Here is a 21,566-nt window from a genome sequence, read left to right as displayed (position 1 = left end):
GATGCGACGTAGCGCACATTGGCTACGTGCCCGTAAGCGGGCTCTCTTCCCTTGCGACGGCCCTTGTCCGGCCGGTGGCCTGCCCTGCCACCCGCGCCGTCCCACTCGCCCGCCGTCCGGTCGTGCCGTCCGACGGGCTCGTCGGGGGCCACCGCTCACGCGGTCGCCCGGGCGGCCTCGCCGATCAGCCGTGCCACGTCGCCGGGTCGCGAGACGCCGACCGCGTGGGAGGCCGCCGCGCTGACCAGGGTGGCCTCCGCGCGTTCGGCCATGAAGGCCTGCGTCTGCGGCGGGATGTTCCGGTCCTCGGTCGCCACCAGGACCCACGACGGAACGTCCCGCCACGCCGGGGCGCCGGACTTCTCACCGAGCGCGGCGTCGGTGACGGGCCTCTGGGTGGCGGCCATCGTCGCGGCCGTACCCTCGGGGACGTCGGCGGCGAACTGCTGGTGGAACCTGTCCGCCTGGATGTAGAGGTCCGTGACCCGGCTGCCGTCCGGCAGCGTGACCGGGACCGGGCGGAGCGCCTCACCGAGGGTGCTGCCCGGGAACATGCCGGCCAGCTCGAGCGCGCTCTCGCCCTCATCCGGCATGAAGGCCGCGACGTAGACGAGCGCCTTGACATGGTCGAGTCCCCGGGCGGCGTTGGTGATGACCGCGCCGCCGTAGGAGTGGCCGGCCAGGACCACCGGGCCGTCGATGGACGCCACGAGCTGGCGGACGTAGTCCGCGTCCGCGGTCAGCCCGCGCAGAGGGTTGGCGGCCGCCACCACGGTGTGGTCGTCGGACCGCAGTTCCTCCACGACACCGTTCCAGCTGGAGGAGTCCGCGAAGGCACCGTGGACGAGAACGACGGTCGGCTTCTGTGCGTGCATGGGTATGACCTTCTTCTTCATAGGAGTGGGGAGAGGTGGAGCAGGGTGCCCCCTCGTGCGTGCGCACGGAGCATGGGGGTGCGGGGTATCGGGGCGCCGACGGATCAGTCGGTGCCAAGACTCTGGGGCGGGACGTACAGCAGGGGCGGGCCGGCCGTCGCCTCCGCGAACGCCCGCGCGGCGGGCTCGATATCGACGTCACTCATACAGTGCTTCCTCCCGATCATGTGGCGTTTTTGCGGTTCTTAACCCGATATGACCGCATATGGCGCCGATGTGTGACGCGTGCAGGCGACCGGGCATGGAATCGGCTGCCCGGCGGGCCGCCGCTGGGCGGGGCCGGCTGGCTTCGGCAGCGGTGTGCCGTCGACGTGCGAGGCGAGTCGACGTCCGGTCGGTCACATCGTGGCGGGGCCGCGACGCGACGCGGGCGGACGCGATGGAAGAGGAAGCCGAGGAAGACACCGACCGATTCGGGCGTGGCGGGCACTGTCACAGCTCCCCCGGGTGCCCGGTCAATACCGTGACGGGCCCAGTGACGCCGCTCGGGTCCTCGCCGCCCAGAAGGAAGTGACGCTCGTGCAGTCCAGTGCCCGTACGACCCACCGTCCGCCCGAGGCCCCGGACACCGCCGCCGTCGGCGTGTCCCTTGCCGCCCAGGCGGCTCTGCTGGAGACACGTGCCCACATCCTGCGCGAAGCGCTCGACGCTGTCGACGCACAGATCCGGGAGACCTCCGCGAGACTCGGCCGGCTGCGCCAGCAGGACACCGACGACGCGCCGCGACTCGCGCCTCCGGCCGGGTGGCGGACGTACGCGGCCCCGGGTGCCGGCTCACGGGGGATCGAGGGCACCCGGGGCGCTCACCCGCTCGGCTCTGAGGGCGGGTGCGTACGCGCTCCGGAATCCTCCTCGGGTACCGTCCACCGAGTCTCCGGAGCACTGCGCCGAACGTAGCACAGTGTCACACTGTTGTGGTCCGCCGGCGGAGCCGAGCGCCACTGCCTTGCCACATGGTGTGCCCGCTGCAACGTTCGTTCAGGGCCACTTGTAACATCGCCGGTGCCACGCGAGAAGGGACGATCCATGCACGCCGGCGCCCACCCCGACCCTCTCGGCCAGGCGACGGAGGACTTTCTCCGTCTGCGGCCCCGACTCTTCGGTATCGCGTACCGCATCCTCGGCAGTGCCGCCGAGGCCGAGGACGTCCTTCAGGAGACCTGGGTACGGTGGCAGAGCACCGACCGCGACGCCGTGCACGAACCAGGTGCCTTCCTGACCACCGTCACCACCAGGCTGGCGATCAACCTCGCCCAGTCCGCCCGGGTGCGACGTGAGACCTACGTCGGGCCGTGGCTGCCCGAGCCCGTGGACACCGCAGCGGACCCGCAGTTGGGCGCGGAACGGGCCGAAGCCGTCGAGATGGCCGTCCTGCTCGTCCTGGAGAAGCTGAACGCCGTGGAGCGGACCGCCTACGTGCTGCGGGAGGCGTTCGACTACCCCTACGGCCGGGTGGCCGAGATCCTGGAGACGAGCACGGCCAACGCCCGTCAGCTGGTGAGCCGCGCACGCCGGCACCTGGCCGACGAGCGCCGGGAACGTGTCGACCCCGCGACCCACCGGCGCCTGCTGGAGGTGTTCCTCTCCGCGGCGCGGACCGGTGACCTGGCCGTGCTCGAGGACGTTCTGACCGCGGACGTCGTCAGCTACTCGGACGGCGGCGGCATCAGGGGCGCCTCCAAGATCCCCGTGGTCGGGCGGCTGCACGTATCCCGGTACCTCGCAGCCTTCGCGCCCCGTTTCTGGCCGCAGGCCGAGACCCGCTGGGTGGAGGCCAACGGACGTCCCGCGGTGCTGGTGCTCGCGGCCGGAACTCCCGCGGCGCTGCTGTCCGTCGACGTCTGCGCCGAGGGCATCGACCGGATCATGTGGGTGATGAACCCGGCCAAGCTGACACCTTACGTGGCGTCCCTGGCCGACTGATCCAGCGCGTCCTCCCGCCCCGCCGGGCCGAGGCGGGAGGGCGCCACGGTGACGGCTTCTCGTCGCACCACGCGCCGCGGGAGAAGGGAGCCCCACCGTGAGACGTCTCAGGCGCCCGAGGGACGGGGGTGGTTCCAGGTCCGCAGCTTGTCGGGATTGAGGACGGCCCACACCAGGACGACGCGCGCTCCGGTCACGTCGAAAGTGATGACGGCCGCCACCTCGTCGTCGTAGCGGGCGACCACGCCGGTGCTCCCGTTCACGGAGTGGGTGTGCAAGGTGGTGCGGGGGTGCCTGGCGAACAGCGTCAGCAGGCTCCGGGCGACCCGTTCGGCGCCGTCCACCGGCCGCGTCAGCGCGCGTACCTTGCCTCCTCCGTCGAAGAAGGCCGTGACGTCAGGGGCCAAGAGCGACATCAGCCGGCCCCTGTCGCCCTCGGCGCACGCCCCCCGCACCGAGCGCACGATCTGCTCGTGCCGGTGTGGCAAGGTCGGCCGGGAGCCCTGTGCCATCAGGCTGCGCCAGGCCCGGTCGGCCGGCTCGGTGCACTCCGGCTCCGAGCGGCCGACGATGCCCGCGACCGTGTCCGGCGGCTCCGGGTCCCTGCCGGGCTGGGCCGGCCGGCCCAGGCAGATGGCTCCCACCGCCCGCGTCAGCCAGACCCTCGGCACCACCCGGGACCGCTGCCGGTCAGACAGGCCGAACCAGCGGCGGTACGCCTCGTCGACGACTCCCTCGGCCTCGATCCGGCTGCCGAGCATGCAGCGTGCCACCTCCAGCAGATGCCGCCGCTCGTCCAGCAGCTCCGCGATCGGCACCGACTCACCAGCCTGTTCCACAGTGCCTCCTCCCCCGATGAGCCTTCGGCCGACGGGGACGCCGCGCCCTGCTTCCATGGTGGAACCACACGGTGTCCTCCGGTCCTCCCGGTATGTGAGTTGGACCGGGGAGCGGCACCGGATGTGACACCGCCCGGCCCGCTCATCCGGCGATGGCGGCTACGGCGGCGATGGCGCGCGCCCCGGGCGTCCTGCTCCCGCCGCGGAGGTACCGGCGCGTGACCCGGAGGTCACGCGCCGGGTCGGGTCAGCGACGTACGACCTGCGGAGCGATGTCCTCGGTGTGGCCGCCGCCGGCGGAGGCGGAGCGGCTGAGGGCGGTCGTCCGCGTCGGGTCGGTGCCGCAGAAGGCGGCCTCGAGGGTGCCGCCGAGGATGGTGTTCACCGTGCCGTTGTTGGAGGTGTTCGCCATCGACGACATGCTGCGGCGGCCGTCGGCCGTCGTGAACGCGTAGGTGTAGTAGCCCTGGACGGTGCCGGTGTGACCGTAGACGGTGACACCGCAGGTGAGCTTCCGCCCACGCAGGCCGAGGCCGTAGGACTGGGTCTGGTCCGCGTTGACCGGGACCATGCTCATCATCTCGCGCAGCTGCGCGGGAGCGACCAGCTTGCCGGAGACGACCGCGGCGAAGAAGCGGTTCAGATCCGAGGAGTTCGAGATGACGGCACCGGCGGACTGCGCCCACGAGGCGGTCTGCTCGGTCGAGTCCACCAGCGGCAGCGTGGTGTCGTCGTCGCGTACGTACCCGCGCGCGTAGGAGCCGGTGAGGGTGGCCCGCGGGTGGACGTACGAGGTGTTCTTCAGGCCGAGCGGCTCGAAGATCCGCTGCTGGTACTGCGTCGCCATCGGCACACCCGTGGTGTGCTCGATCATCAGGCCCAGCACCACGAAGTTGGTGTTGGAGTAACCGTAGGCGGCCCCGGGCTCGCCGGTGGGGGCGTGCGCCGTCGAGAGGTCGATGAGTTCCTGGTACGTGAACACCTTGTTCCGTACGGCTTCGAAGCCGGGAACGGTGTGGTAGAACATGTCGTTCGTGTAGTCCCACAGCCCGCTGCGGTGGCTCAGCAGATGCCGCACGGTGATGCGGTCGTCCGGCAGGGCCTGCGGCAGGTAGTCGTTGGCCGGGGCGTCCAGGTCGATGCGGCCCTCGGCGACGAGCTGCATCAGCACGACGGTGGTGAAGCTCTTGCTGACGCTGCCGACGCGGAACCTGCGGTCGGCGTCCATGGGCGTACCGGCGGCCCGGTCCGCCTTGCCCATGGAGAGCCGGTAGACCGCGGAGCCGGAGTCGATCCGGGTGAGGGCGCCGGGCGCCCCCGCGGCCATCGCCTGCTTCTGCACGGCGAGGACACCGGTGAGCGAGGGCTGGGGAAGAGTGGGGGTCGAGTCCGCGACGGCCGGCGAGGCGGTGACCAGGGCGGCCACCATCGCGGAACCTACGAGCGCGAGGCTCGTGTTTCTGATGCGCATCCGATTCTCTCTACGTGTGATCGGGCGGAGGCCCTGGACTCCGTTCAGGAACTGTGAATCCCGCCTGTACAGGAGCGTGTTGCCGCTTCCTGTCCGCGCGACGGACGTGATCTCCAGGGCGATCAGAACGATAGCCCAGACCGGGTCACACCAGGTCGACGTCGGCGTACAGCCCGGGTGTTGGTGGGAGTACCGGGAGGGATGCACGTGGTGCTCGCCGGGAGCGAGGCCGTACCAGTGACCCGCCCCACTCGCCGGTTCGCACGATTTTCACGTTTTCTCCATGATCTACGTTCCCGTCCCGTATGGTCCTGGACTACGGCGGACGTCCACCCCCTTTTCCGGCCATATGTGCCGGTCGATCAGGGCGCACGGATCCGCCGCTGGCAAGGGCCCGTTCGGGTGAGCAGGCGGCTGCCGGGGGGCACCGCCGGGGGGACGACGACATGACACAACTCCGGGATGAGCCGCGTACGCACGGCTCCGGCCGACCACGTCCACTGACGCGGCGCTTCGTCGCGGCACTGAGCTGCTGCCTCGTCGGGGTCGCGGCGGTCACCGCGTGCGGCGACGGTGACGGCTCGGGCCGAGCCGAGTCCGCGACGGACACGACCAGTACGCCCACGACCGTCGTGACCAGCCCCGAGCCGGCCACCGACACACCGCTGGAGTCCGATACGACACCCGCCGAGCCGACGTACACGGAGGAGAGCGAACCCGACGAGTATCCGTCCGCGACGGGTCCCGGGACGGAGGGCTACGACGAGGGCGACGACGTCCTCGAAGACTCCTCCGGCGTGCCGCACGGCGAATGGACGGGTACCGCGCAGGTCACCGTCGACTTCGCCGACCCGGGCTGCGCCGCCGACTCCCGGTCCTACGCGCTGCCCGCCACACTGATCATCGACGACCCGGTGGGCACGGAGGGCAACTCCTTCCACCTCTCCTGGGCCAGCGACGACCAGACCGCGGACGGTGCCTTCGGCGTCACCTCGGCGCACAGCGGCACCGACACCGTCGACGGGGAGTCCGTCGAGATCGCCTACTGGTCGCTGTCCGACGACGGGGACGGCTCCTTCTCCGGGCAGCTGACCGACACGGCCGCGGCCGCGGGAGCCTCGCTGAACCTGCTCTTCGTGCCCAAGCCCCTGTTCCAGTGCGGCACCTACACCAGCTTCCCGTACGGCATGAACACCGACACCACGATCGAGGGCAGCATCACCGACGACTCCGCGTCCGTCACGCTCAGCGGCACCACGGTCGACGGTACGAGGAGCTTCCGTGTCGAATGGTCATGACGGCGCACCCGCCCTGCTGGAGGCGTGGGCCACGGCCATCGCCTCGGCGTCCGCACCGTACGAGACCGACTTCGCCGTGCACACGGCGCTCACCTGCACGCGGGGCGGCCGCGGGCGCCGGGCGCTCGTGCGTCGGGCCCCGTCGGTCACGGCGGGCAGCGGTGGCGAACTGGTCACGGCCGTCCTGCCCGCCCTGTGGGACGCGCTGGCGGCCTCGTGCGAGCTGCTGAAGTCCGCGCTGGGCTCGCCCGTGGTCGCCAACGGCGTCTCCACGGCCACCCTGCTGCTCGCCGTTCGCCGGCGACACGACGGCGCCCTTCCTGCGGAGGGGACCGGCGGGGCGGCACCGGCGGAGCCGGCGACCGGTGGCGACGAACTGCTGGTGCTGGCCCGCGCGGTGGCCGAGGTGTCCCGGCGCCTCCAGGCCCACGGGATGGGTCCCGCGGTGGCGGACCAGGCGGCCGCCTCGGCAGTGGCGGCACTCCACGCGGGGCGGGACGAGGGAGCCGGGGCCTTCTTGGACCTCCTGGCGGGCGAGGGCCGGGACGACGCGTCCGGTGAGGGGTCGTCGGATGTCCCACGCACCGGTCTGCGCCGGCTGGCAGCCCGGGTGCCCGGGTTGCGGCGCTCCGCCGGCGCCCGGGGCCGTTCACGATGACGGCACCCACGGCTCACGGGGGCGCCCGCCTCCCGCCGCCCCCGTGGCTGTGGCTGCTGGTCTGCATGTACCTGTGGGAGCTGCCCTCGGGGGTGGTGTGGTGGCGGGAGCAGATCCGCGACCTGTGGACGGACGGGGGCGCCTACGGCCCGGAGGTCGTCGCGAGCCCCGGGTTCGCCGCGCTCCGTGCCTCCACGGTCAGCCAGCTCATGCCGTCCCTCGTGCTGGTCGCCGGACTGGTGGCCGTGGCCCTCCCCCACCTGCGGGGGTGGTACACGCGCCTGCGGTACCGCCTGGTGCCGCTCACGGCGCTCGGCTCCACGGACGCGGCAGCACCCCAAGGGGTGGGCGGTCTGCGGGACTTCGCCGCCGCCGTCGCCCCGGGCGCCACGGTCATGGTCTCCCTGTGGGGCAGCGGTCCTCCCGCGCGCGTCTACGCGGCGGGCTGGCGGGAGAGACGGATCGCCGTGTCACTGGGGTTCCTCGCCCTGTGGCGCCGGGACCCCGCGCGGGCCAGGGCCCTGCTGCTGCACGAAGCGGGACACCTGGGGTCGGGCGAGCACCTCATCGCGGGTCTCGGCAGCCCGTTCACGCGGGCCGTGCAGGCCTGGCCCGTGGTCTTTCTGGCCTTCGGGGCCGCCCCGCTGGTGTGGCTCGCCTGGCGGCACGAGCCGACGGCGTCGCTGATGTGGGCGCAGGTCGTGGTCGTTCTGTCCCGGGCGAGCGTGGTCATGGTGCCCGTGGCCGCGCTGTGGTGCGCGGAGCTGGCGGCGGACCGGCACGCGGCGGCGGTCTGCGGCCGCCGTGCCGTCGAGCACGCGCTGGCCGAGATCGGCTCGGCCGGCGGTCGGGCCCGGGGAGGCCTGACCCATCCGCCGTCCCGTCTGCGCCGGTGGTGCGCCGTGCGGGCCGACGGGTCACTGATTCCCGCCCTGCTGGCCCTCGCCGGCCCGGTGGCCCTGCTCGTGCACGCGGCGGTGGTCGTCTGCTTCACCACGGTGGCCCTGGTGCTCGCGGGCGATCCCTGGTCGTCCGCCGCGGCCAGCAGCCTGGACCTGGCTCACCGGGATGTCCTCACGGTCCCGTTGTGGTCCGCCCTGGTGGGGCTTGCCGTCCTCTGGCCGCTGCTCGTGCCGCGCTGGTCGCGGCTGTGGGGTGGCGGAAGGGCGGGGAGCGGGGACAGGGGCGGTGGGCCGGGCCGGGCGGGCGACGGACTCGGGCGGAGAGCCCGGGCCGCCGTGATCATGCTGCCCGTCGTCGCCCTCGCCGTGGCACTGCTGCCGTCGACCGGTGCCGTCGAACGGGACCCGGTGCTCCGTCCGGCGGGTCCGGAGGCCGGCGCGGAACGCTGAACGTCTGCCAGGCGTGCGACTGCCGCCGCGCGGACGCGTGCGGTCCCGGCTCGTCATCCTTCACAATGTTCACATCGTTGCGTGGACCGTGTGACACCGTCTCCGCGGACCGGCACGGCCGACCTGTCTCAGGGCCGCTCGGCCCGGTACAGGCCCCGGCCGGACCGGCGGACGCGGGATGCGCCCACGAGGCGGTCGAGTGTGCTGCGGACCGCGTTGATGCTGCCGCTGTCAGTGTCCCGGCCGAGTGCGGCCGCGACGTCCCGGGCGCGTACGTCCTTGTCGCCGACGCCGGCGAAGTACTCGAGGATCTGCTCGGTCAGCCTGCCGTAACTCCGCTGGTCGGGCTGGGATCCGGTCCCGGAGGCCCGGCTCCTCCTCTTCGTGACCTGTCCCTGGGGACGTCGGCCGCCCGGGGCTCGTGCCGCGTCCGCGGCAGCCTTCGGCGCGGGCTCGGCGGGGCTCTGGACGGCGGCCCGCCCGGCAGGTTCCGGCTCGCTCCCACCGGACGGGAGCAGGGGGGCCGACGGGGCGCTCATCAGGACGTCCAGCGCGCTCAGTGCCCGCTGGACGGAGCCGAGATGGGCGACGACCGCCGCCAGCTCCCGCTCCAGGGACTGCTTCTGCAGCTCGAGGCGTGCGAGGTCTTCCTGAAGGCTCTCAGCGGTGACCTCGATGTTGTGCGCGGCGCCGGTTGCCGAGACCATGTGTTCCTCTCATCCTCGACTTTCCCCGGCCATCATAGGCTGCGGCCGGAGGCCACGTTTTCCCTGACGGGCGTCGAGAGAGGACCCCGACCTGTGCGGCCGGAGACAGCACGAACGGGGTGGCCCTCCCTGTTCCCCCAGGGTGGCCACCCCGCCGCGAGGAAGGGTCACTGCTGCCGGGCGAGCCAGTCGGCGTACCGGGTCTCGGCGATGTGGGCGTCGGGGCCGGGCAGGAGGGTGGTGTCCTGGAGTTCGGCGCCGAAGTACGGGGCGTGCGGGTCCGTCACCACCGTACGAGGGTCGTTCTGGGCGGCGAGGGTGTCGCGCAGGAGCTCGTCCAGCCGGAAGGCCTCGGGGCCCGCCACCTCGGCCACACCGTTGAGCGGCTGCCCGGTGGCCGCGCGGCCCACGGCGGCGGCCACCTCGTCGGCAAGGATGGGCTGGACCATCACCGGGGCGAGGCGCACGGTGTCGCCGTCCGTCGAGGACGCCGCGATGCCGTTCATGAACTCGAAGAACTGCGTCGCGTGCACGATGGAGTAGGGGATGCCGGAGTCCTTGATCAGCTCCTCCTGCGCCACCTTGGCGCGGAAGTAGTCGCTTTCGGGCAGCCGCTCGGTACCCACCACGGACAGGGCGACATGGTGTGTCACTCCGGCGTTCGCCTCGGCCTTCAGCAGATTGGTGGTCGAGGTGCGGAAGAACTCCATGACGGCGTCCTTCTCGAAGGACGGGGAGTTCGAGACGTCGACCACGACGTCGGCGCCCTGGAGCACCTCGGGCAGTCCCTCGCCCGTCAGGGTGTTGACGCCCGTGTTGGGCGCGGCGGGGACGGCTTCGTGGCCGTGCTCCTGGAGCTTGGCGACGAGTTTGGAGCCGATGAGGCCGGTGCCTCCGATGACTACGACCTTCATGATTTCTGTCCTCTCGGGTCTTGTTCTCAAGGTGTCTCAGGGCTTGTTCTCGTACGGGTGCGGGCGGGGCGGGAAGGAGGTCGCCCCGCCCCGGCGGCATCCCTCAACAGGAAGGACCGAACGGCGGCCGGCTCTGTGACAGGGGACGACGGTCGGCGTGCGCCGGATCTCCAGGCCGGTAGGTACTCCGTCTCCCCGTACAACCGGCCGAGCGGCCGTCCGTGACACCGTGGCGAACGGGACGTGACACCATGGGCGAACGCGGCGTGCGCGTCGCTGGGACGGTTCAGCCGCTCGACGACGCCGCGTAGGACGACAACTTGTCCGGGCTCATCACCCACATCAGCCGGTCGATGCCCTGGGCCGACGCGTCGATGCTCAGCAGGGCCACCGCCCTCCCGTCGGAGTGGACCAGCACGGCCGGGCGGTCGTTCGCCTCGACCCACTCCACCTGCGCCCCCGGCCAGAAACGCGGTGCGAAGGCGGTGAGGTACTTGGAGACGTGCGGGCGCCCGACCACCGGGATTTTGGACGCTCCCCGGATGCCTCCGCCGTCGGCGTAGCTGACGACGTCCGCCGCGAGGACCTGCTCCAGGGTCCGCAGGTCCCCGGACTGTGCCGCGGTCAGGAACACCTCCAGCAACCGCTGGTGTTCGCCGCGGCTCACCTGCTCCCGGCGTTCGGTGGCGAGGTGCTTGCGGGCCCGGCTCACCAGCTGGCGCGCGTTGCCCTCGCTCGTCTCAAGGATCGAGGCGACCTGTCGGTAGGGGTAGTCGAAGGCCTCCCTGAGAACGTAGGCGGCCCGCTCCACCGGGTTGAGCCGCTCCAGCAGGAGGAGCACCGCCATCTCGACGGCCTCCGCCCGTTCCGCCCCCATCTGCGGGTCCGCGCTGGTGTCGACCGGTTCGGGGAGCCAGGGACCGACATAGGCCTCACGCCGCACCCGGGCCGACTGTGCCGTGTTGATGGCGAGCCGGGTGGTCACGGTGGCCAGGAAGGCGGCCGGTTCGAGAACGTCCGCGTGGTCGGCCTTCTGCCACCTCAGCCACGCTTCCTGCACCACGTCCTCGGCCTCGACGACGCTGCCGAGCACGCGGTACGCGATGCCGAAGAGCTTCGGACGGGCCTCCATGAACTGCCTCGTCGCCTCCTCGAGCGAGCCGAGGTCGTGGCCTGCGTGCATGGTGCCCCCTTCGACCGGGCTACGGGCCATGCTACGCCCGGCACAGTGCTGACGCCGCGCGGAGCCGGGGCGGTCAGGGGCCGGTCAGGGGGTCGCGGACGGCGCTCTCTCGGGGTCGGCCGGAACGCCCGGATCACCCTCAGCACCGGACCGCTCGGGGTCCGGCGAGACATCCGCTGTCACAGATCGTCCTGCTGTCCGGTCCTGTTCTCAGCGAAGCGATACCACGCCACCACGGGTGAGAGAGGTAGACCATGATGCTGACCCGCCGCCGGAGGCCGTCGGCCCCATCTCCGTGCACCGGCTCCGGAGAGGGGGACCCGAGAAGCTCGGGCCCGGTCGGCCTGGCGGCCCTCCCCCGGCCCGTGGCCGTGGTGGTGGGCGCGGGTGGCGTGCTCGGAGCGGCTCACGTGGGCGTCGGGCACGCCCTGGAGCAACGCGGATTCCGTCCAGACATGATCATCGGCACCTCGGTGGGCGCGCTGAACGGTGCCATCGCGGCGGCGCATCCCGACCGGGCCGCGCCGTGGCTGGAGCACGTGTGGACCCAACTGCGCCGCCGTGACGTGTACCAGCTGGGCTTCCCTGCCTCGCGGTCCGGCATCTTCACGGATCGGGGACTGCGCCGCCTGATCGCCCGGGCCGGGCTGCCGGAGCGGATCGAGGAGCTGGCGGTGCCGTTCACCGCGGTCGCCATGGACCTGGTCTCCGGCGCTCCGGCGCTGCTCGACCGCGGTGACCTCGCGACCGCGCTTCTCGCGACCGCGGCCGTCCCCGGCCTCCTGCCCCCGGTCGAGCGCGAGGGCCGCACCCTCGTGGACGGCGGGGTGATCGCCTACGTCCCGGTCCTGGCCGCCCTGCGGGCCGGTGCGGCCAGCGTGGTCGTGGTGCCGACCGGCCCGGAGAGTTCACCGCCGCCGCCGACCCCGCCGCCCCGTCGGGCCGTAGCCATCGCATCGCGGGCCGGTCTGCTGCTGATACACCGTCAGATCGAACGGGACCTGGCGGAGGTGTCCCGCCTGCTGCCGACGGTTGTCGTGCCCACCGGGACGGAAGTCTGGCCCGCGCCCTGGGACTTCCGTCACAGCAGGCGGCTCATCGAAGCGGCCTCTGCGACGGCCGGCCGCTTTCTCGACGACCTCCGCGTCGGCGGACCGGGCCTGTACCGCGCCGAGGACACCCCGGCCGCCGCGGCGGCCGGGCATCACGCCGCCGCGTCCGCGACGACACGGTGTGCACCGCGTCGCACGCCCGAAGGAGCCGGCCTGTGAGCAGCATCGCGTTCCTCAACATCGGCATGCACGGTCACATCAACCCGACGCTGCCGGTCGCGGCCGAACTGGTCCGTCGCGGCCACACCGTCACCTACCACACCTCCCCCGCCTTCCGGGAGGAGATCGCCGCGACCGGCGCGACCGTGCGTCCCTACCCGGGGGAGCAGCCGCTTCCCGACCCTCCGTCGCCCATCACGCTGATGGAGTCGCTGGCGCGCGCCGCCCTGGACCTGCTGCCCGCCGTCCTCGCCGACCTGCGCGACGACCGGCCCGACCTGATCGTCCACGACAGCGCCTGCCTGTGGGGTGCGCTCGCCGCGCATGCGCTCGGCGTCCCGGCGGCCTCGTCGTTCACCACGTTCGCCTACAACCGTCATGTGCCCAGCCCCACGCGCGCCTCGCGGGAGCTGCTGGCCGGGGCCGCGGCCCGCCCGCGGAACCTGGCGGGCTACGTGGGGGCGCGGCTGGCGCTGCGGCGCCGCTTCGCCTCGGCGGGCGTGCCGCTGCTCGACCTGGCGGACATCCGGCAGCCGCTGAATCTCGTGTACACCTCCCGCGCCTTCCAGCCCGCCGTGGAGGAGTTCGACCGGTCCTACCGGTTCGTGGGCCCGAGCATCGGTGCCCGGCCGGACGACCCGTCGTTCCCGTCCGACCGCCTCCGGGACCCGGTGCTCTACGCCTCACTGGGCACGGTCTTCAACGCCGACCCGCGGCTGCTCCGTACGTTCGCCACCGCGCTGTCCCCGTTGGCCGGGACCGTGGTGGTCTCCACCGGGCAGACCGACCCCGCCGCGCTGGGCGCCCTGCCCGACAACGTGCTCGCCCGGCGTTCCGTGCCGCAGTTGGAGGTGCTGGACCGCGCGGCGCTGTTCGTCACCCACGGTGGCATGAACAGCGTCAACGAGGCCATGTTCGCGGGCGTCCCGCTCCTGGTCGTCCCGCAGGGCGCCGACCAGCCCATGGTCGCCGGGCGTGTCGTGGAGCTGGGGGCCGGACTGTCGATCCGTACCGAGAACGTCACCGAGGGCTCCGTGCGCGCGGTCGCGCGACGCCTCCTGGAGGACTCCCGCTACCTGGCCGCCACGTCCGGGCTGCGGGCCACCCAGCGTGAGGCGGGCGGCTACCGGCGTGCCGCCGACGAACTGGAGCGGTACCTGCGCCGCGCCGGTGCCGCGCACCCGGCTCCCGCCGATCCGCGGGAAGGCTGACGATGACACCGGCCGTCGTCGCCCTGCTGCTGCTCGCCGGGCTGTCCGAGGCGCTCGGACGCGTCACTCCCGTCGCGGTGCGGCGACGGGGAGTGCCCCGCAGCCGGATCGTCCCGCTGGTCCTGGCCGGCGCGGTCGTCGAGGGCGCCGTGTTCGCGCTCTGGCCGCTGACCGCCTGGACCCTGGCCGAGCTCGTGCTGGGCTCGCCGCCGCCCGGGGGCGGGCTCGAGTGGACACCCGGCCTCGTCATACCCCTGCTGCTCTCGGCCGTGCTGGCGTTCCCCCTGCTCGGGCCCCTGCTCCACCTTCTGCTCTTCGTGGGGGTCGGAGCGGGTCTGACCGGTCCGCTGTCCGCGGAGACCGGTCTCGGCTGGTGGGCCGCGGCCGGTTGCGTGGCCGTGGCGGGTGTGGTGCTCGGTGTCGCGGTCGAGGGCGTCCGGCGGCTGGTCGTGCGGATCAGCGCCACCGACACGGCGGAGACCCGATGAACGACTTCCTGCTCTGGGCCGTCGCCCTCGGACCCGCCCTGCTGGCCGAGGGCCTGCTGGCACGCTACGAGGTGCTGGCCTACGGCGCCGGCTGGCGGGCCCCGACCACCGAGCTGCCGGAGGGCGTGCCGTACGCGCGGGGCGCCGACCCGGACCGCCCTCCGGCCGCCTACCTGGTCTACCTGGACGGCATCGGCAAGCGCCGCGTCCGGGACAGCCGGGACGGCGGCGAGTTGGTCAGGGCCGTTCTGGCCGGTGCGCCGGAGCTGCGGGTGCTGGGCCAGGTGCAGCCCTACTCGCCGCTGGCCGACCCGCTCGCCGACCGGCCGGTGTGGTCGTGGCTGCGCCGCCGCGTCGGGCTGGTGCTCTTCCTGCACAACGTGATGCAGATCTTCGTGGCCGCCGACCGCCGCTACCGGCCGCTGTACAACCGGGCCGTCGGTTCGCAGATCGCCACCCAGCTGCTCCTGGCCGGCTACCGGCCCGAAAGCGGCGTGCCGGTCGTTCTGCTGAGCTACAGCGGCGGTGCCCAGGTGGCCACGGGCGCCGTCGACGAACTGCACGAGCGACTCGGCTGCCCCCTGCTGCTCATCATGTTCGGCGGCTTCCACAACGGCGCCAACAACCTCACGCGCGCGGAACACGTGCACCGCCTCACCAGCTCCGGTGACCGGATCGAGCGGGTGGGTACCTGGATGTTCCCGCAGCGCTGGCCCCTGTTCCGGGGCAGCGGCTGGAACCGGGCCGCCCGCGCGGGCAAGGTCACGGTGCACAGGTTCGACCCGGCCACCCACGTGGGACCGCGCAGCTACATCAGCCGGAGCGCTCTGCTGCCCGACGGCCGCACATATCTGGCCCGCACCGCCGACACGGTGGTGGAGCTGATCCGCGACCACTGCCGGAGCCATTCCGCCGAGGGGCCGCGGACCTGACGGCCCGAGCCCTCGGGGAGGTACTCACCGAGGGCTCGTCGGCATGACGCACCCCAGCCCCCGGCCGGACTGCCGTCGCCCCGCCTCTTGAGACGCCCCCGAACACTGCCTGTAAGATACATACTGGGCGGTTTTTTTGTGGGCCCGTCCCGAAACCGCACAACAGCGAACCTCGACGACCGGGAGGCCCCGCCATGGCGAAACAGGACCGCGCCATCCGCACCCGCCAGACCATCCTCACCGCAGCCGCCAAAGTCTTCGAGGAACGCGGCTACCAAGCCGCCACCATCGCCGAAATCCTCAACACCGCGGGCGTCACCAAAGGCGCTCTCTACTTCCACTTCGAATCAAAGGAACAACTCGCCCAAGGCGTCCTGCACGAACAGGACCAGCAGACCCCCATCCCCGCCCGCACCTGCAAACTCCAAGAACTCGCCGACGAAGTCCTCCTCCACGCCTACCGCCTCCAGCACGACCCCATGGTCCGCGCCGCCGTCCGCCTCACCATGGACCAGCACGCCCAAGGCCTCGACCGCACCGGCCCCTTCCTCCACTGGAGCCGCATCTGCCGCCACCTCCTCGAAACCGCCCGAAGCCAAGGCGAACTCCTCCCCCACGTCAACCCCACCATCACCGCCGACGTCATCGTCGGCACGTTCGCCGGCATCCAGTCGATGTCCCAAACCCTCACCGACTACCGCGACCTCACCCAGCGCACCACCGCCCTCCTCCAACACCTCCTCCCCAGCATCACCCACCCCTCCATCCTCGCCACCCTCGACCTCACCGAACAACGCGGCCACCACATCCACAACGAAACCCGCAACCACCACCCCCAACCCACCGCCACCCACTGACCTCGACCCGCTGCCCCCACCCACACACCGTCAACCGACGACCCCGGCAACCGCGTCCGAGCCGGCCACCCGCCCGGCCGGCACCCCCGGCGACCCGCACCCGAGATACCGCACCAGCACCTCCTCGAGCCGTTCACCGTCGCCCCCTTGCCCGGACCGGGCCCCGGCATCACCGCCCGACCACGCCACGTACCCGTCCGGGCGCAGCAGCAGCGCGTCACACGCCACCTCCCCCACGGGCTCCGCCCGCACCCGCCGCACCAGATCTCCCCACGCCCCCGCCCGCCGTCCGTACTCCCCACCGCGCTCGCCGAAGAGCAGCAGCAGCCACCCACCCCCACGCAGCAGAGCCACCACATCTGACGGCCCCTGCGCCGTACGCAGCGCCACATTCGGCAAGAACCTCCCCTCCCACGCCCCGTCACTCCCCAGGACGCGCCCCACGGCCCCCGCCTCGGGCGGAAGCACCGCATCCTGTCCGCTGATCAGATCGCTCAGATACCGGCTCCCCCCACCCCCGCAGGCCACCACCCCCGCGAACACCGACCGCAGCGCCTCCGCCTCCGGCCGCGCACGCATCAATGCCAACTGCGCCAGCGTCACCTCGATCACCCGCGAAGCAGCCGGACGACGCTCCTGGTCATACGTGTCCAACAGCCCCGCCCCCGCCCGCCCCCGCACCGCCAGCGCGAGCTTCCACCCCAGGTTCAGCGCATCCTGCACCCCCAGGCTCAACCCCTGTGCCCCCACCGGGAAATGCAGATGCGCCGCATCCCCCGCAAGGAAGATCCGGCCCCGTCCAAAACACTCCGCCAGCCGCGAGAAGTCACTGAAGCGGCTCAGCCAGCGCACCTCCCCGAACCCCACCTCCCGACCCGCGATCCGCGCCACCTCACTACGCAACTCCCCCTCCGTAGGCGGCACATCGCGCCCGGCATGCGCACCTGAGCAGTCGAGAGTCCTGACATGGGTCCCAGCCCCGGGGATGTCGTGCGCGACGATCCAGCCACGCGGAGTGTGGTGCCACCCCAGGCCCGGAACATCCGCGTCGTCCAGCCTGACCAGTCCGGACAGTCCGGACGTCGTGGCCTCGAAGGTACGGGCCGCGAAGCCCGCCAGTTCCCGCACCACCCCACGCCCGCCGTCCGCCCCCACGAGGTACAGGGCCGTGCACTCGACAGACCCGAGCGGCCCCTCCGCCAGGACCCGCACACCGTCCAGGTCCTGGACCAGCTGCGTGACGCGGTGTTCGCGCAACACCCGCACCCCGGCCGCCCGCGCCCGCTGCTCAAACAGCCGCTCGAGGTCGGCCTGCGGCCGTTTCAGCACGGGCCCCGGCTCCGAGGCCGAGGCGGTGATCGTCAGTCCGGGAACTCCACCGAAGCGGAAGGGCACTTCGGCTTCGGCAGCGCCCGACATCCCCCGCGGCACGAGCTCCGTGAAGTATCCCCGCCTGGCCAGGCCCTGCAGAGCCCTCGCATGGAGCACCCTCGCCTTGGGCCGGTCGCAGACCGAGTCCCGCGCCTCCAGGACAACGGTGCGGACTCCCCGGCCGCCGAGCTCGGCCGCCAGCAGCATACCGACCGGCCCACCACCAACGATTACGACCTGTGCACGCAGAAGACTCTCCACCGCAGGACCTCCCCTAGTCCTCAGGCATTACGCACAGCCGGCAGCAGGAACGCCCCGGCCGCCGACCCGGTCACAAGCACCCGCGCACTCCACGCCTCTCTTGCGCAGCGAAGAGCAACGGCGCCACAAACCCGCATAAGACCGACGGGCGCGACCAGAAAATATACCGAGTGGGCGGTTCTTTACAACGCCCCCACAGCATCACTACTCGGCGATCACGATGCCCAGGACAAGGGCCCGGTGGCAGCAGGTCCGGAATGTCGGGGGCCGATGCCCTGTCCCGCGGTGACACACTGCCTTCTCGGCGTGGACGCCTCCGAACCGAATTGTCGTCCTTTACATATCTGGCCCGGGGTGGGTACCTGCCCCGCCGTAAGAGATCAGCGAGTGGGAGTTCGGGGCACGAAAGTGGAATGGGTGCGAGGCTGCGGGGCATGGCTGCGAAGGGCGTGGGATGCTCCCGGACACGAGCGGAACACGGCGCTCCTGATCGGTAAGAGCGCATTGGCGGCGACACTGGCGTGGTGGACGGCGCAGGACCTCCTGCACGCGGCCTCGCCGGCGTTCGCACCGTTCTCCGCCGTACTGATCATGAATGCGACGATCTACCAGTCGGTGTGGCAGGCGCTGCGTTACACCGCAGCGGTCACCGTGGGGGTGGCCGTGCAGGCGGCCGTCGGGTTCGTCGCCGGCCCGGATCTCGTCGCGTTCGTCATCGTCGCCGTGATCGCCCTGGCCATCGGACAGTGGCCGGCCCTGGGCGAGCAGCGCTCGCAGGTCGCCACCGCGGCCTTCTTCGCCTTCTCCACCTACGCCGCCGCGACCAGCACCGGCGAGCGGGTGACCGAGCTCGGGCAGATCGTCCTGCTGGTGCTCGTCGGATGCGGTCTCGGCCTCCTCGTGAACCTGGCCATCGCGCCGCCCTTGCGGTACCGCGGCGCCGAGCACGGTCTCCAGGTCCTGGCCGCCGAGATCGAGAGCCTGCTGGACGACATGACCGACGGCCTGTGCACGGGCGACGTGGACGCCGAACGGGCCAAGCAGTGGCGTGCCGCCGGCGAAAGCGCGCAGCGGGCGGTGGGGCAGGCGCGGGCGGGGCTGGCCACCGCGGAGAACAGCCTCCCGTTCAACCCGCGCCGCCTGCTGCCCGCCCACCGCAGCTACCTGACGTTCGGGCGATATCGGCAGAGCGTCGACGCCCTGGAGCGCGCCGTCTACCAGCTGGGCTCCCTGACGCGCAGCCTGGGGCGTTGGCGCGAGACGGAGAACACCTACACCTACAAGCCCACCCTGCGTGCGTACGCGAACTTCACGCGCAGCCTGCGCGACATCGCCCACATCATGGCGTCACTCGAGGCCGACAGTCTCTCCGGACAGGCCGAGGAGATGTGCCACCTGGCCACGCTCGCCCAGGACGCCCTGCAGGACGTGCTCACGGCGGCCCACGACGACTCGCTTCCCCTGTCGGACGCCTCCCGCCCCTACGGGGTCCTCGTCGTCGAGGCCACCCGGCTGATGGAGGAGTTCCAGAACACCTGCGACGTCCTCAAGACCACCGCCGACGGCTGAAACGAGCCGTACCCGGCAGCTCCGCGCCGCTCGCCCGTCTCCGATGCGCCGGTCGGGCGAGCCTGCCGGACCTCCGGGGTGCGGCGGCCGTCGCCGGCCGCGTGCGCTCGGCATGATGTGGCGTCCGCGGGACTCCGTGGTCGGGGAGTCCGTGCCGGTGAGCCGTCGGGGAGGGTGAGGATGCCGAGACTGCCGTCACTCACCCAGTCGTTCGGCGGAAGCGGGCGCGCGGTGCGGGTCGCGCTCGCCGCGGCCGCCGGCTTCTACCCTGCGGCGTACCTCATGGACCGGCCGGTCGTCGCCCTGTACGCCCTCTTCACCCCCATCGCGTTCGGCGCCCTGTCCTCGCCGGCGGGCTCGGGGCGCCACCGCGCGAGCAGTGTGCTGCGGGCCGCGCCCGCAGCGGCGGCGCTGGTCGCGCTCGGTACCGCCCTCGCGGTGACGACATGGGCGGCGGCCGTGGGAATGCTCCTCGTCGCCCTCGCCCTGACGTTCGGCGCGGCCTGCACCCCACGGCTGGCGAGCGTCGTACCCGGACTGCAGCTCTGCTACATCCTGGCCTGCTTCCCGCCCTACGCCCCCGACACCCTGCCCGAGCGGCTGCTGGGCCTGTTCCTCGGCGCCACGGCGCTGCTGGTGGGCGAGCTGCTGCTGTTCCCGTCGCCGCGGCGACCCTCTTACGCCGAGCGGGTCGCGGACACCCTTGACCTGGCGGCCCACACCACCAGGCTCCTGCTCCGGGCCGAATCCGTCGACGACGGGACGGCTCGCCGGCTGCGGACGACCGGGCGGGAGCTGCGGTTCTCCCGGCAACCCCACGAGTGCCGGCCGACCGGTGCAGGCCGGAGGGACCGGGCGCTGGCCCAGGCCGGATCGTCGGCCCGCCGGTTGCTGGACCAGCTGGCCGCCCTCGGGGAACTGCCGCCTGCTCCCGCCGACACGGCCTCGCAGACCCTGCTGCACGGTGTCGCGGCGACCTGCTCCGACGCCGCGGGCGTCCTGCGCGGCGGCCGTTCGGTCCGCGGCGCCGAGTTCATCGAGGAGATGACGGCGCGGTTTCTGGACGAGCGGGCCGGCGAGCCGGAGGGCCGCGGCGATCCTCCCTATGCGCTCCTGCGGCGCAGGTCGACGCTGCTGACGGTGGCGGCCTCGGCGGTGACGGTGCGCTCCGCCGCCGACCTGGCGACGGGCGGCGGCCCGGCTCTGCCCGGTCTCCCCCACGAGCAGTTCTGGTACGCGAGGGTGCCGGTGGTGCCCCTCTGGCTCGTGCGGATCCGCGGCAATCTCACGCCGCGCTCCGTCGTGTTCCAGAACGCGGTCCGTACGGCGCTGGGGCTCGCCCTCGCCCGTCTCGTGGCCGGGTCGCTCGATCTGTCGCACGGCTTCTGGGTTCTGCTGAGCGTGCTCACCCTGGCGCGGACGACGGCGGTCGGCACCTGGTCGGCCGTGCGGTCGGCCGCCGCGGGCACGCTGATCGGTGCCGTCGTCGCGGGGGCGCTCATCATCGGGGCGGGTGACGCGACCGCGTTCTACGCCGGTCTGCTGGTGCCGATGATGGTGATCGCCTTCTCGGTGGGACCCGTCGGCGGACCCGCGTGGGCGCAGGGCCTGTTCACGATGGTGGTGTCGACGGCGTTCGCCCAGATCGCCCCGGTGACGTGGCGGCTGGAGGAGGCGCGCCTGGTGGACGTGCTGACCGGCAGCGGCATCGGGCTGGTGTGCGGGCTCCTCGCGTGGCCGGCAGGGGCGCGCACGGAGATGCGGCGCAGTGTGGCGGCATTGCTGCGTGCCACCGCGCCCGTGGTGCGGGACACCGCCGATTCCCTGACCGGCCGCCGCACCGAGCCGAGTGGCGAGATCGCGGAGCGGCCCACGGCCGGCTCCCTGTGGCCCGCCCTGCATCGGCTGCGCATCGCGGAGGCGGCGTACGCGCAGTTCCGCACGGAGCCCGCGCTCCGGTCGGACGACGACGGCCCGGACTGGCTCGCCGCCCTCAACTACGGTTCGCGCGTGCTCAGCGGCGCCTACTGGCTGCCGCCCGCGCAGGGTGTGCCCGGCCTTCCGCCGGGCGCACGGCAGTGGGTGGAGACGGCGGGGCGGCAGGTCGCGGCTGCCGCAATGCGGGCGGCCGATCTTCCGTCGCGGGGGGTCACGTTGCGGATCGCACCGCTGTCCCCCGTCGTCCGGTCCGGGACGTCGCCCGGGGCGCGGTCCATCCTGGTCGACCTGGAGGTGTGGCTGCACGCCCTCGCCGCGGATCTCGCCACCGCGACCGGCACGGACCGTCCGGGGCCCGCCGACCCGACGTACCGGCACGAGCGGTGAG

General features: G+C 72.5%; 19 protein-coding genes. 12 read left to right on the top strand and 7 right to left on the bottom strand.

Annotation, left to right across the window (positions count from 1 at the left end; all coding sequences use genetic code 11):
- Positions 1 to 155 precede the first annotated feature (155 nt).
- Entirely contained in the window at positions 156 to 875 is a 720-nt protein-coding gene (locus tag ACGF3J_RS31680; protein WP_393855326.1) for an alpha/beta fold hydrolase, read from the bottom strand.
- 579 nt (positions 876 to 1,454) lie between these two features.
- Here ACGF3J_RS31680 and ACGF3J_RS31675 point away from each other — a divergent pair.
- On the top strand, positions 1,455 to 1,832 hold the full coding sequence (locus ACGF3J_RS31675) for a hypothetical protein (protein ID WP_393855325.1): 378 nt from the start codon (positions 1,455 to 1,457) through the stop codon (positions 1,830 to 1,832).
- Between the two features lie 129 nt (positions 1,833 to 1,961).
- Positions 1,962 to 2,858: an RNA polymerase sigma-70 factor gene (locus ACGF3J_RS31670; RefSeq protein WP_161327841.1), complete on the top strand. Its 897-nt coding sequence runs from the start codon at positions 1,962 to 1,964 to the stop codon at positions 2,856 to 2,858.
- Positions 2,859 to 2,965: 107 nt separating this feature from the next.
- Here ACGF3J_RS31670 and ACGF3J_RS31665 read toward each other — a convergent pair whose 3' ends face one another.
- Positions 2,966 to 3,697 carry an RNA polymerase subunit sigma gene (locus tag ACGF3J_RS31665; RefSeq protein WP_393855324.1) on the bottom strand — a complete coding sequence of 244 codons (732 nt, stop codon included), beginning with the start codon at positions 3,695 to 3,697 and terminating at the stop codon, positions 2,966 to 2,968.
- Between the two features lie 247 nt (positions 3,698 to 3,944).
- The gene (locus ACGF3J_RS31660; RefSeq protein WP_393855323.1) at positions 3,945 to 5,168 is read right to left on the bottom strand and encodes a serine hydrolase domain-containing protein; all 1,224 of its coding nucleotides are present in this window, start codon (positions 5,166 to 5,168) and stop codon (positions 3,945 to 3,947) included.
- A 446-nt stretch (positions 5,169 to 5,614) separates the two neighbouring features.
- On the opposite strand from ACGF3J_RS31660, the gene ACGF3J_RS31655 reads away from it, so the two are divergent.
- Genes ACGF3J_RS31655 through ACGF3J_RS31645 form a run of 3 tightly spaced genes read left to right on the top strand, consistent with a single transcriptional unit; the run spans position 5,615 to position 8,476 of the window.
- On the top strand, positions 5,615 to 6,466 hold the full coding sequence (locus ACGF3J_RS31655) for a hypothetical protein (RefSeq protein ID WP_393855322.1): 852 nt from the start codon (positions 5,615 to 5,617) through the stop codon (positions 6,464 to 6,466).
- Complete coding sequence (locus ACGF3J_RS31650; protein WP_393855321.1) at positions 6,450 to 7,124, top strand: hypothetical protein; 675 nt, start codon at positions 6,450 to 6,452, stop codon at positions 7,122 to 7,124. The genes ACGF3J_RS31655 and ACGF3J_RS31650 overlap by 17 nt, the downstream gene beginning before the upstream one ends.
- A complete protein-coding gene (locus ACGF3J_RS31645; RefSeq protein ID WP_393855320.1) occupies positions 7,121 to 8,476 on the top strand; it encodes a hypothetical protein in 1,356 nt (451 codons plus the stop codon). The genes ACGF3J_RS31650 and ACGF3J_RS31645 overlap by 4 nt, the downstream gene beginning before the upstream one ends.
- 128 nt (positions 8,477 to 8,604) lie before the next feature.
- On the opposite strand, the gene ACGF3J_RS31640 is transcribed toward ACGF3J_RS31645, so the two are convergent.
- From ACGF3J_RS31640 to ACGF3J_RS31630, 3 genes are all read right to left on the bottom strand, one after another.
- Positions 8,605 to 9,183: a hypothetical protein gene (locus ACGF3J_RS31640; RefSeq protein WP_161331245.1), complete on the bottom strand. Its 579-nt coding sequence runs from the start codon at positions 9,181 to 9,183 to the stop codon at positions 8,605 to 8,607.
- 167 nt (positions 9,184 to 9,350) lie between these two features.
- Positions 9,351 to 10,097: an SDR family oxidoreductase gene (locus tag ACGF3J_RS31635; protein ID WP_161331246.1), complete on the bottom strand. Its 747-nt coding sequence runs from the start codon at positions 10,095 to 10,097 to the stop codon at positions 9,351 to 9,353.
- Between the two features lie 286 nt (positions 10,098 to 10,383).
- Positions 10,384 to 11,280, bottom strand: a complete 897-nt coding sequence (locus ACGF3J_RS31630) for an RNA polymerase sigma-70 factor (RefSeq protein WP_393855319.1) — start codon at positions 11,278 to 11,280, stop codon at positions 10,384 to 10,386.
- A gap of 365 nt (positions 11,281 to 11,645) precedes the next feature.
- On the opposite strand from ACGF3J_RS31630, the gene ACGF3J_RS31625 reads away from it, so the two are divergent.
- The 5 genes from ACGF3J_RS31625 (at position 11,646) to ACGF3J_RS31605 (ending at position 16,039) form a co-directional block, all read left to right on the top strand.
- Entirely contained in the window at positions 11,646 to 12,551 is a 906-nt protein-coding gene (locus ACGF3J_RS31625) for a patatin-like phospholipase family protein (protein ID WP_393855318.1), read from the top strand.
- A complete protein-coding gene (locus tag ACGF3J_RS31620) occupies positions 12,548 to 13,762 on the top strand; it encodes a macrolide family glycosyltransferase (protein WP_393855317.1) in 1,215 nt (404 codons plus the stop codon). Before ACGF3J_RS31625 ends, ACGF3J_RS31620 begins: the two co-directional genes overlap by 4 nt.
- Before the next feature lie 2 nt (positions 13,763 to 13,764).
- Positions 13,765 to 14,250 carry a hypothetical protein gene (locus ACGF3J_RS31615; protein ID WP_161331249.1) on the top strand — a complete coding sequence of 162 codons (486 nt, stop codon included), beginning with the start codon at positions 13,765 to 13,767 and terminating at the stop codon, positions 14,248 to 14,250.
- On the top strand, positions 14,247 to 15,182 hold the full coding sequence (locus ACGF3J_RS31610; protein ID WP_161331250.1) for a hypothetical protein: 936 nt from the start codon (positions 14,247 to 14,249) through the stop codon (positions 15,180 to 15,182). The genes ACGF3J_RS31615 and ACGF3J_RS31610 overlap by 4 nt, the downstream gene beginning before the upstream one ends.
- A 194-nt stretch (positions 15,183 to 15,376) precedes the next feature.
- Positions 15,377 to 16,039 carry a ScbR family autoregulator-binding transcription factor gene (locus ACGF3J_RS31605; RefSeq protein ID WP_161331251.1) on the top strand — a complete coding sequence of 221 codons (663 nt, stop codon included), beginning with the start codon at positions 15,377 to 15,379 and terminating at the stop codon, positions 16,037 to 16,039.
- Positions 16,040 to 16,069: 30 nt separating this feature from the next.
- On the opposite strand, the gene ACGF3J_RS31600 is transcribed toward ACGF3J_RS31605, so the two are convergent.
- Positions 16,070 to 17,671: an FAD-dependent monooxygenase gene (locus tag ACGF3J_RS31600; RefSeq protein ID WP_393855316.1), complete on the bottom strand. Its 1,602-nt coding sequence runs from the start codon at positions 17,669 to 17,671 to the stop codon at positions 16,070 to 16,072.
- Between the two features lie 387 nt (positions 17,672 to 18,058).
- Here ACGF3J_RS31600 and ACGF3J_RS31595 point away from each other — a divergent pair, with 387 nt between their 5' ends.
- Both ACGF3J_RS31595 and ACGF3J_RS31590 read left to right on the top strand, forming a co-directional pair.
- Complete coding sequence (locus tag ACGF3J_RS31595) at positions 18,059 to 19,240, top strand: aromatic acid exporter family protein (RefSeq protein WP_393855315.1); 1,182 nt, start codon at positions 18,059 to 18,061, stop codon at positions 19,238 to 19,240.
- 180 nt (positions 19,241 to 19,420) lie between these two features.
- Complete coding sequence (locus tag ACGF3J_RS31590; RefSeq protein WP_393855314.1) at positions 19,421 to 21,565, top strand: FUSC family protein; 2,145 nt, start codon at positions 19,421 to 19,423, stop codon at positions 21,563 to 21,565.
- The last annotated feature ends 1 nt before the right edge of the window (position 21,566 follow it).

Origin of the sequence: Streptomyces sp. NPDC048171 (assembly GCF_043202655.1) — a bacterium.
In the GTDB taxonomy this organism is placed as follows: Bacteria; Actinomycetota; Actinomycetes; order Streptomycetales; family Streptomycetaceae; genus Streptomyces.
The sequence above is the reverse complement of the archived record's forward strand: the minus strand, read 5'-3'. Positions and strand labels throughout refer to the sequence as shown.

Bases quoted from the DNA above. Each gene is read 5' to 3' on its own strand.
- ACGF3J_RS31680 (WP_393855326.1), bottom strand. From the start codon at position 875: ATGCACGCACAGAAGCCGACCGTCGTTCTCGTCCACGGTGCCTTCGCG.
- ACGF3J_RS31670 (WP_161327841.1), top strand. From the start codon at position 1,962: ATGCACGCCGGCGCCCACCCCGACCCTCTCGGCCAGGCGACGGAGGAC.
- ACGF3J_RS31660 (WP_393855323.1), bottom strand. From the start codon at position 5,168: ATGCGCATCAGAAACACGAGCCTCGCGCTCGTAGGTTCCGCGATGGTG.
- ACGF3J_RS31655 (WP_393855322.1), top strand. From the start codon at position 5,615: ATGACACAACTCCGGGATGAGCCGCGTACGCACGGCTCCGGCCGACCA.
- ACGF3J_RS31645 (WP_393855320.1), top strand. From the start codon at position 7,121: ATGACGGCACCCACGGCTCACGGGGGCGCCCGCCTCCCGCCGCCCCCG.
- ACGF3J_RS31640 (WP_161331245.1), bottom strand. From the start codon at position 9,183: ATGGTCTCGGCAACCGGCGCCGCGCACAACATCGAGGTCACCGCTGAG.
- ACGF3J_RS31635 (WP_161331246.1), bottom strand. From the start codon at position 10,097: ATGAAGGTCGTAGTCATCGGAGGCACCGGCCTCATCGGCTCCAAACTC.
- ACGF3J_RS31630 (WP_393855319.1), bottom strand. From the start codon at position 11,280: ATGCACGCAGGCCACGACCTCGGCTCGCTCGAGGAGGCGACGAGGCAG.
- ACGF3J_RS31615 (WP_161331249.1), top strand. From the start codon at position 13,765: ATGACACCGGCCGTCGTCGCCCTGCTGCTGCTCGCCGGGCTGTCCGAG.
- ACGF3J_RS31610 (WP_161331250.1), top strand. From the start codon at position 14,247: ATGAACGACTTCCTGCTCTGGGCCGTCGCCCTCGGACCCGCCCTGCTG.
- ACGF3J_RS31605 (WP_161331251.1), top strand. From the start codon at position 15,377: ATGGCGAAACAGGACCGCGCCATCCGCACCCGCCAGACCATCCTCACC.
- ACGF3J_RS31590 (WP_393855314.1), top strand. From the start codon at position 19,421: ATGCCGAGACTGCCGTCACTCACCCAGTCGTTCGGCGGAAGCGGGCGC.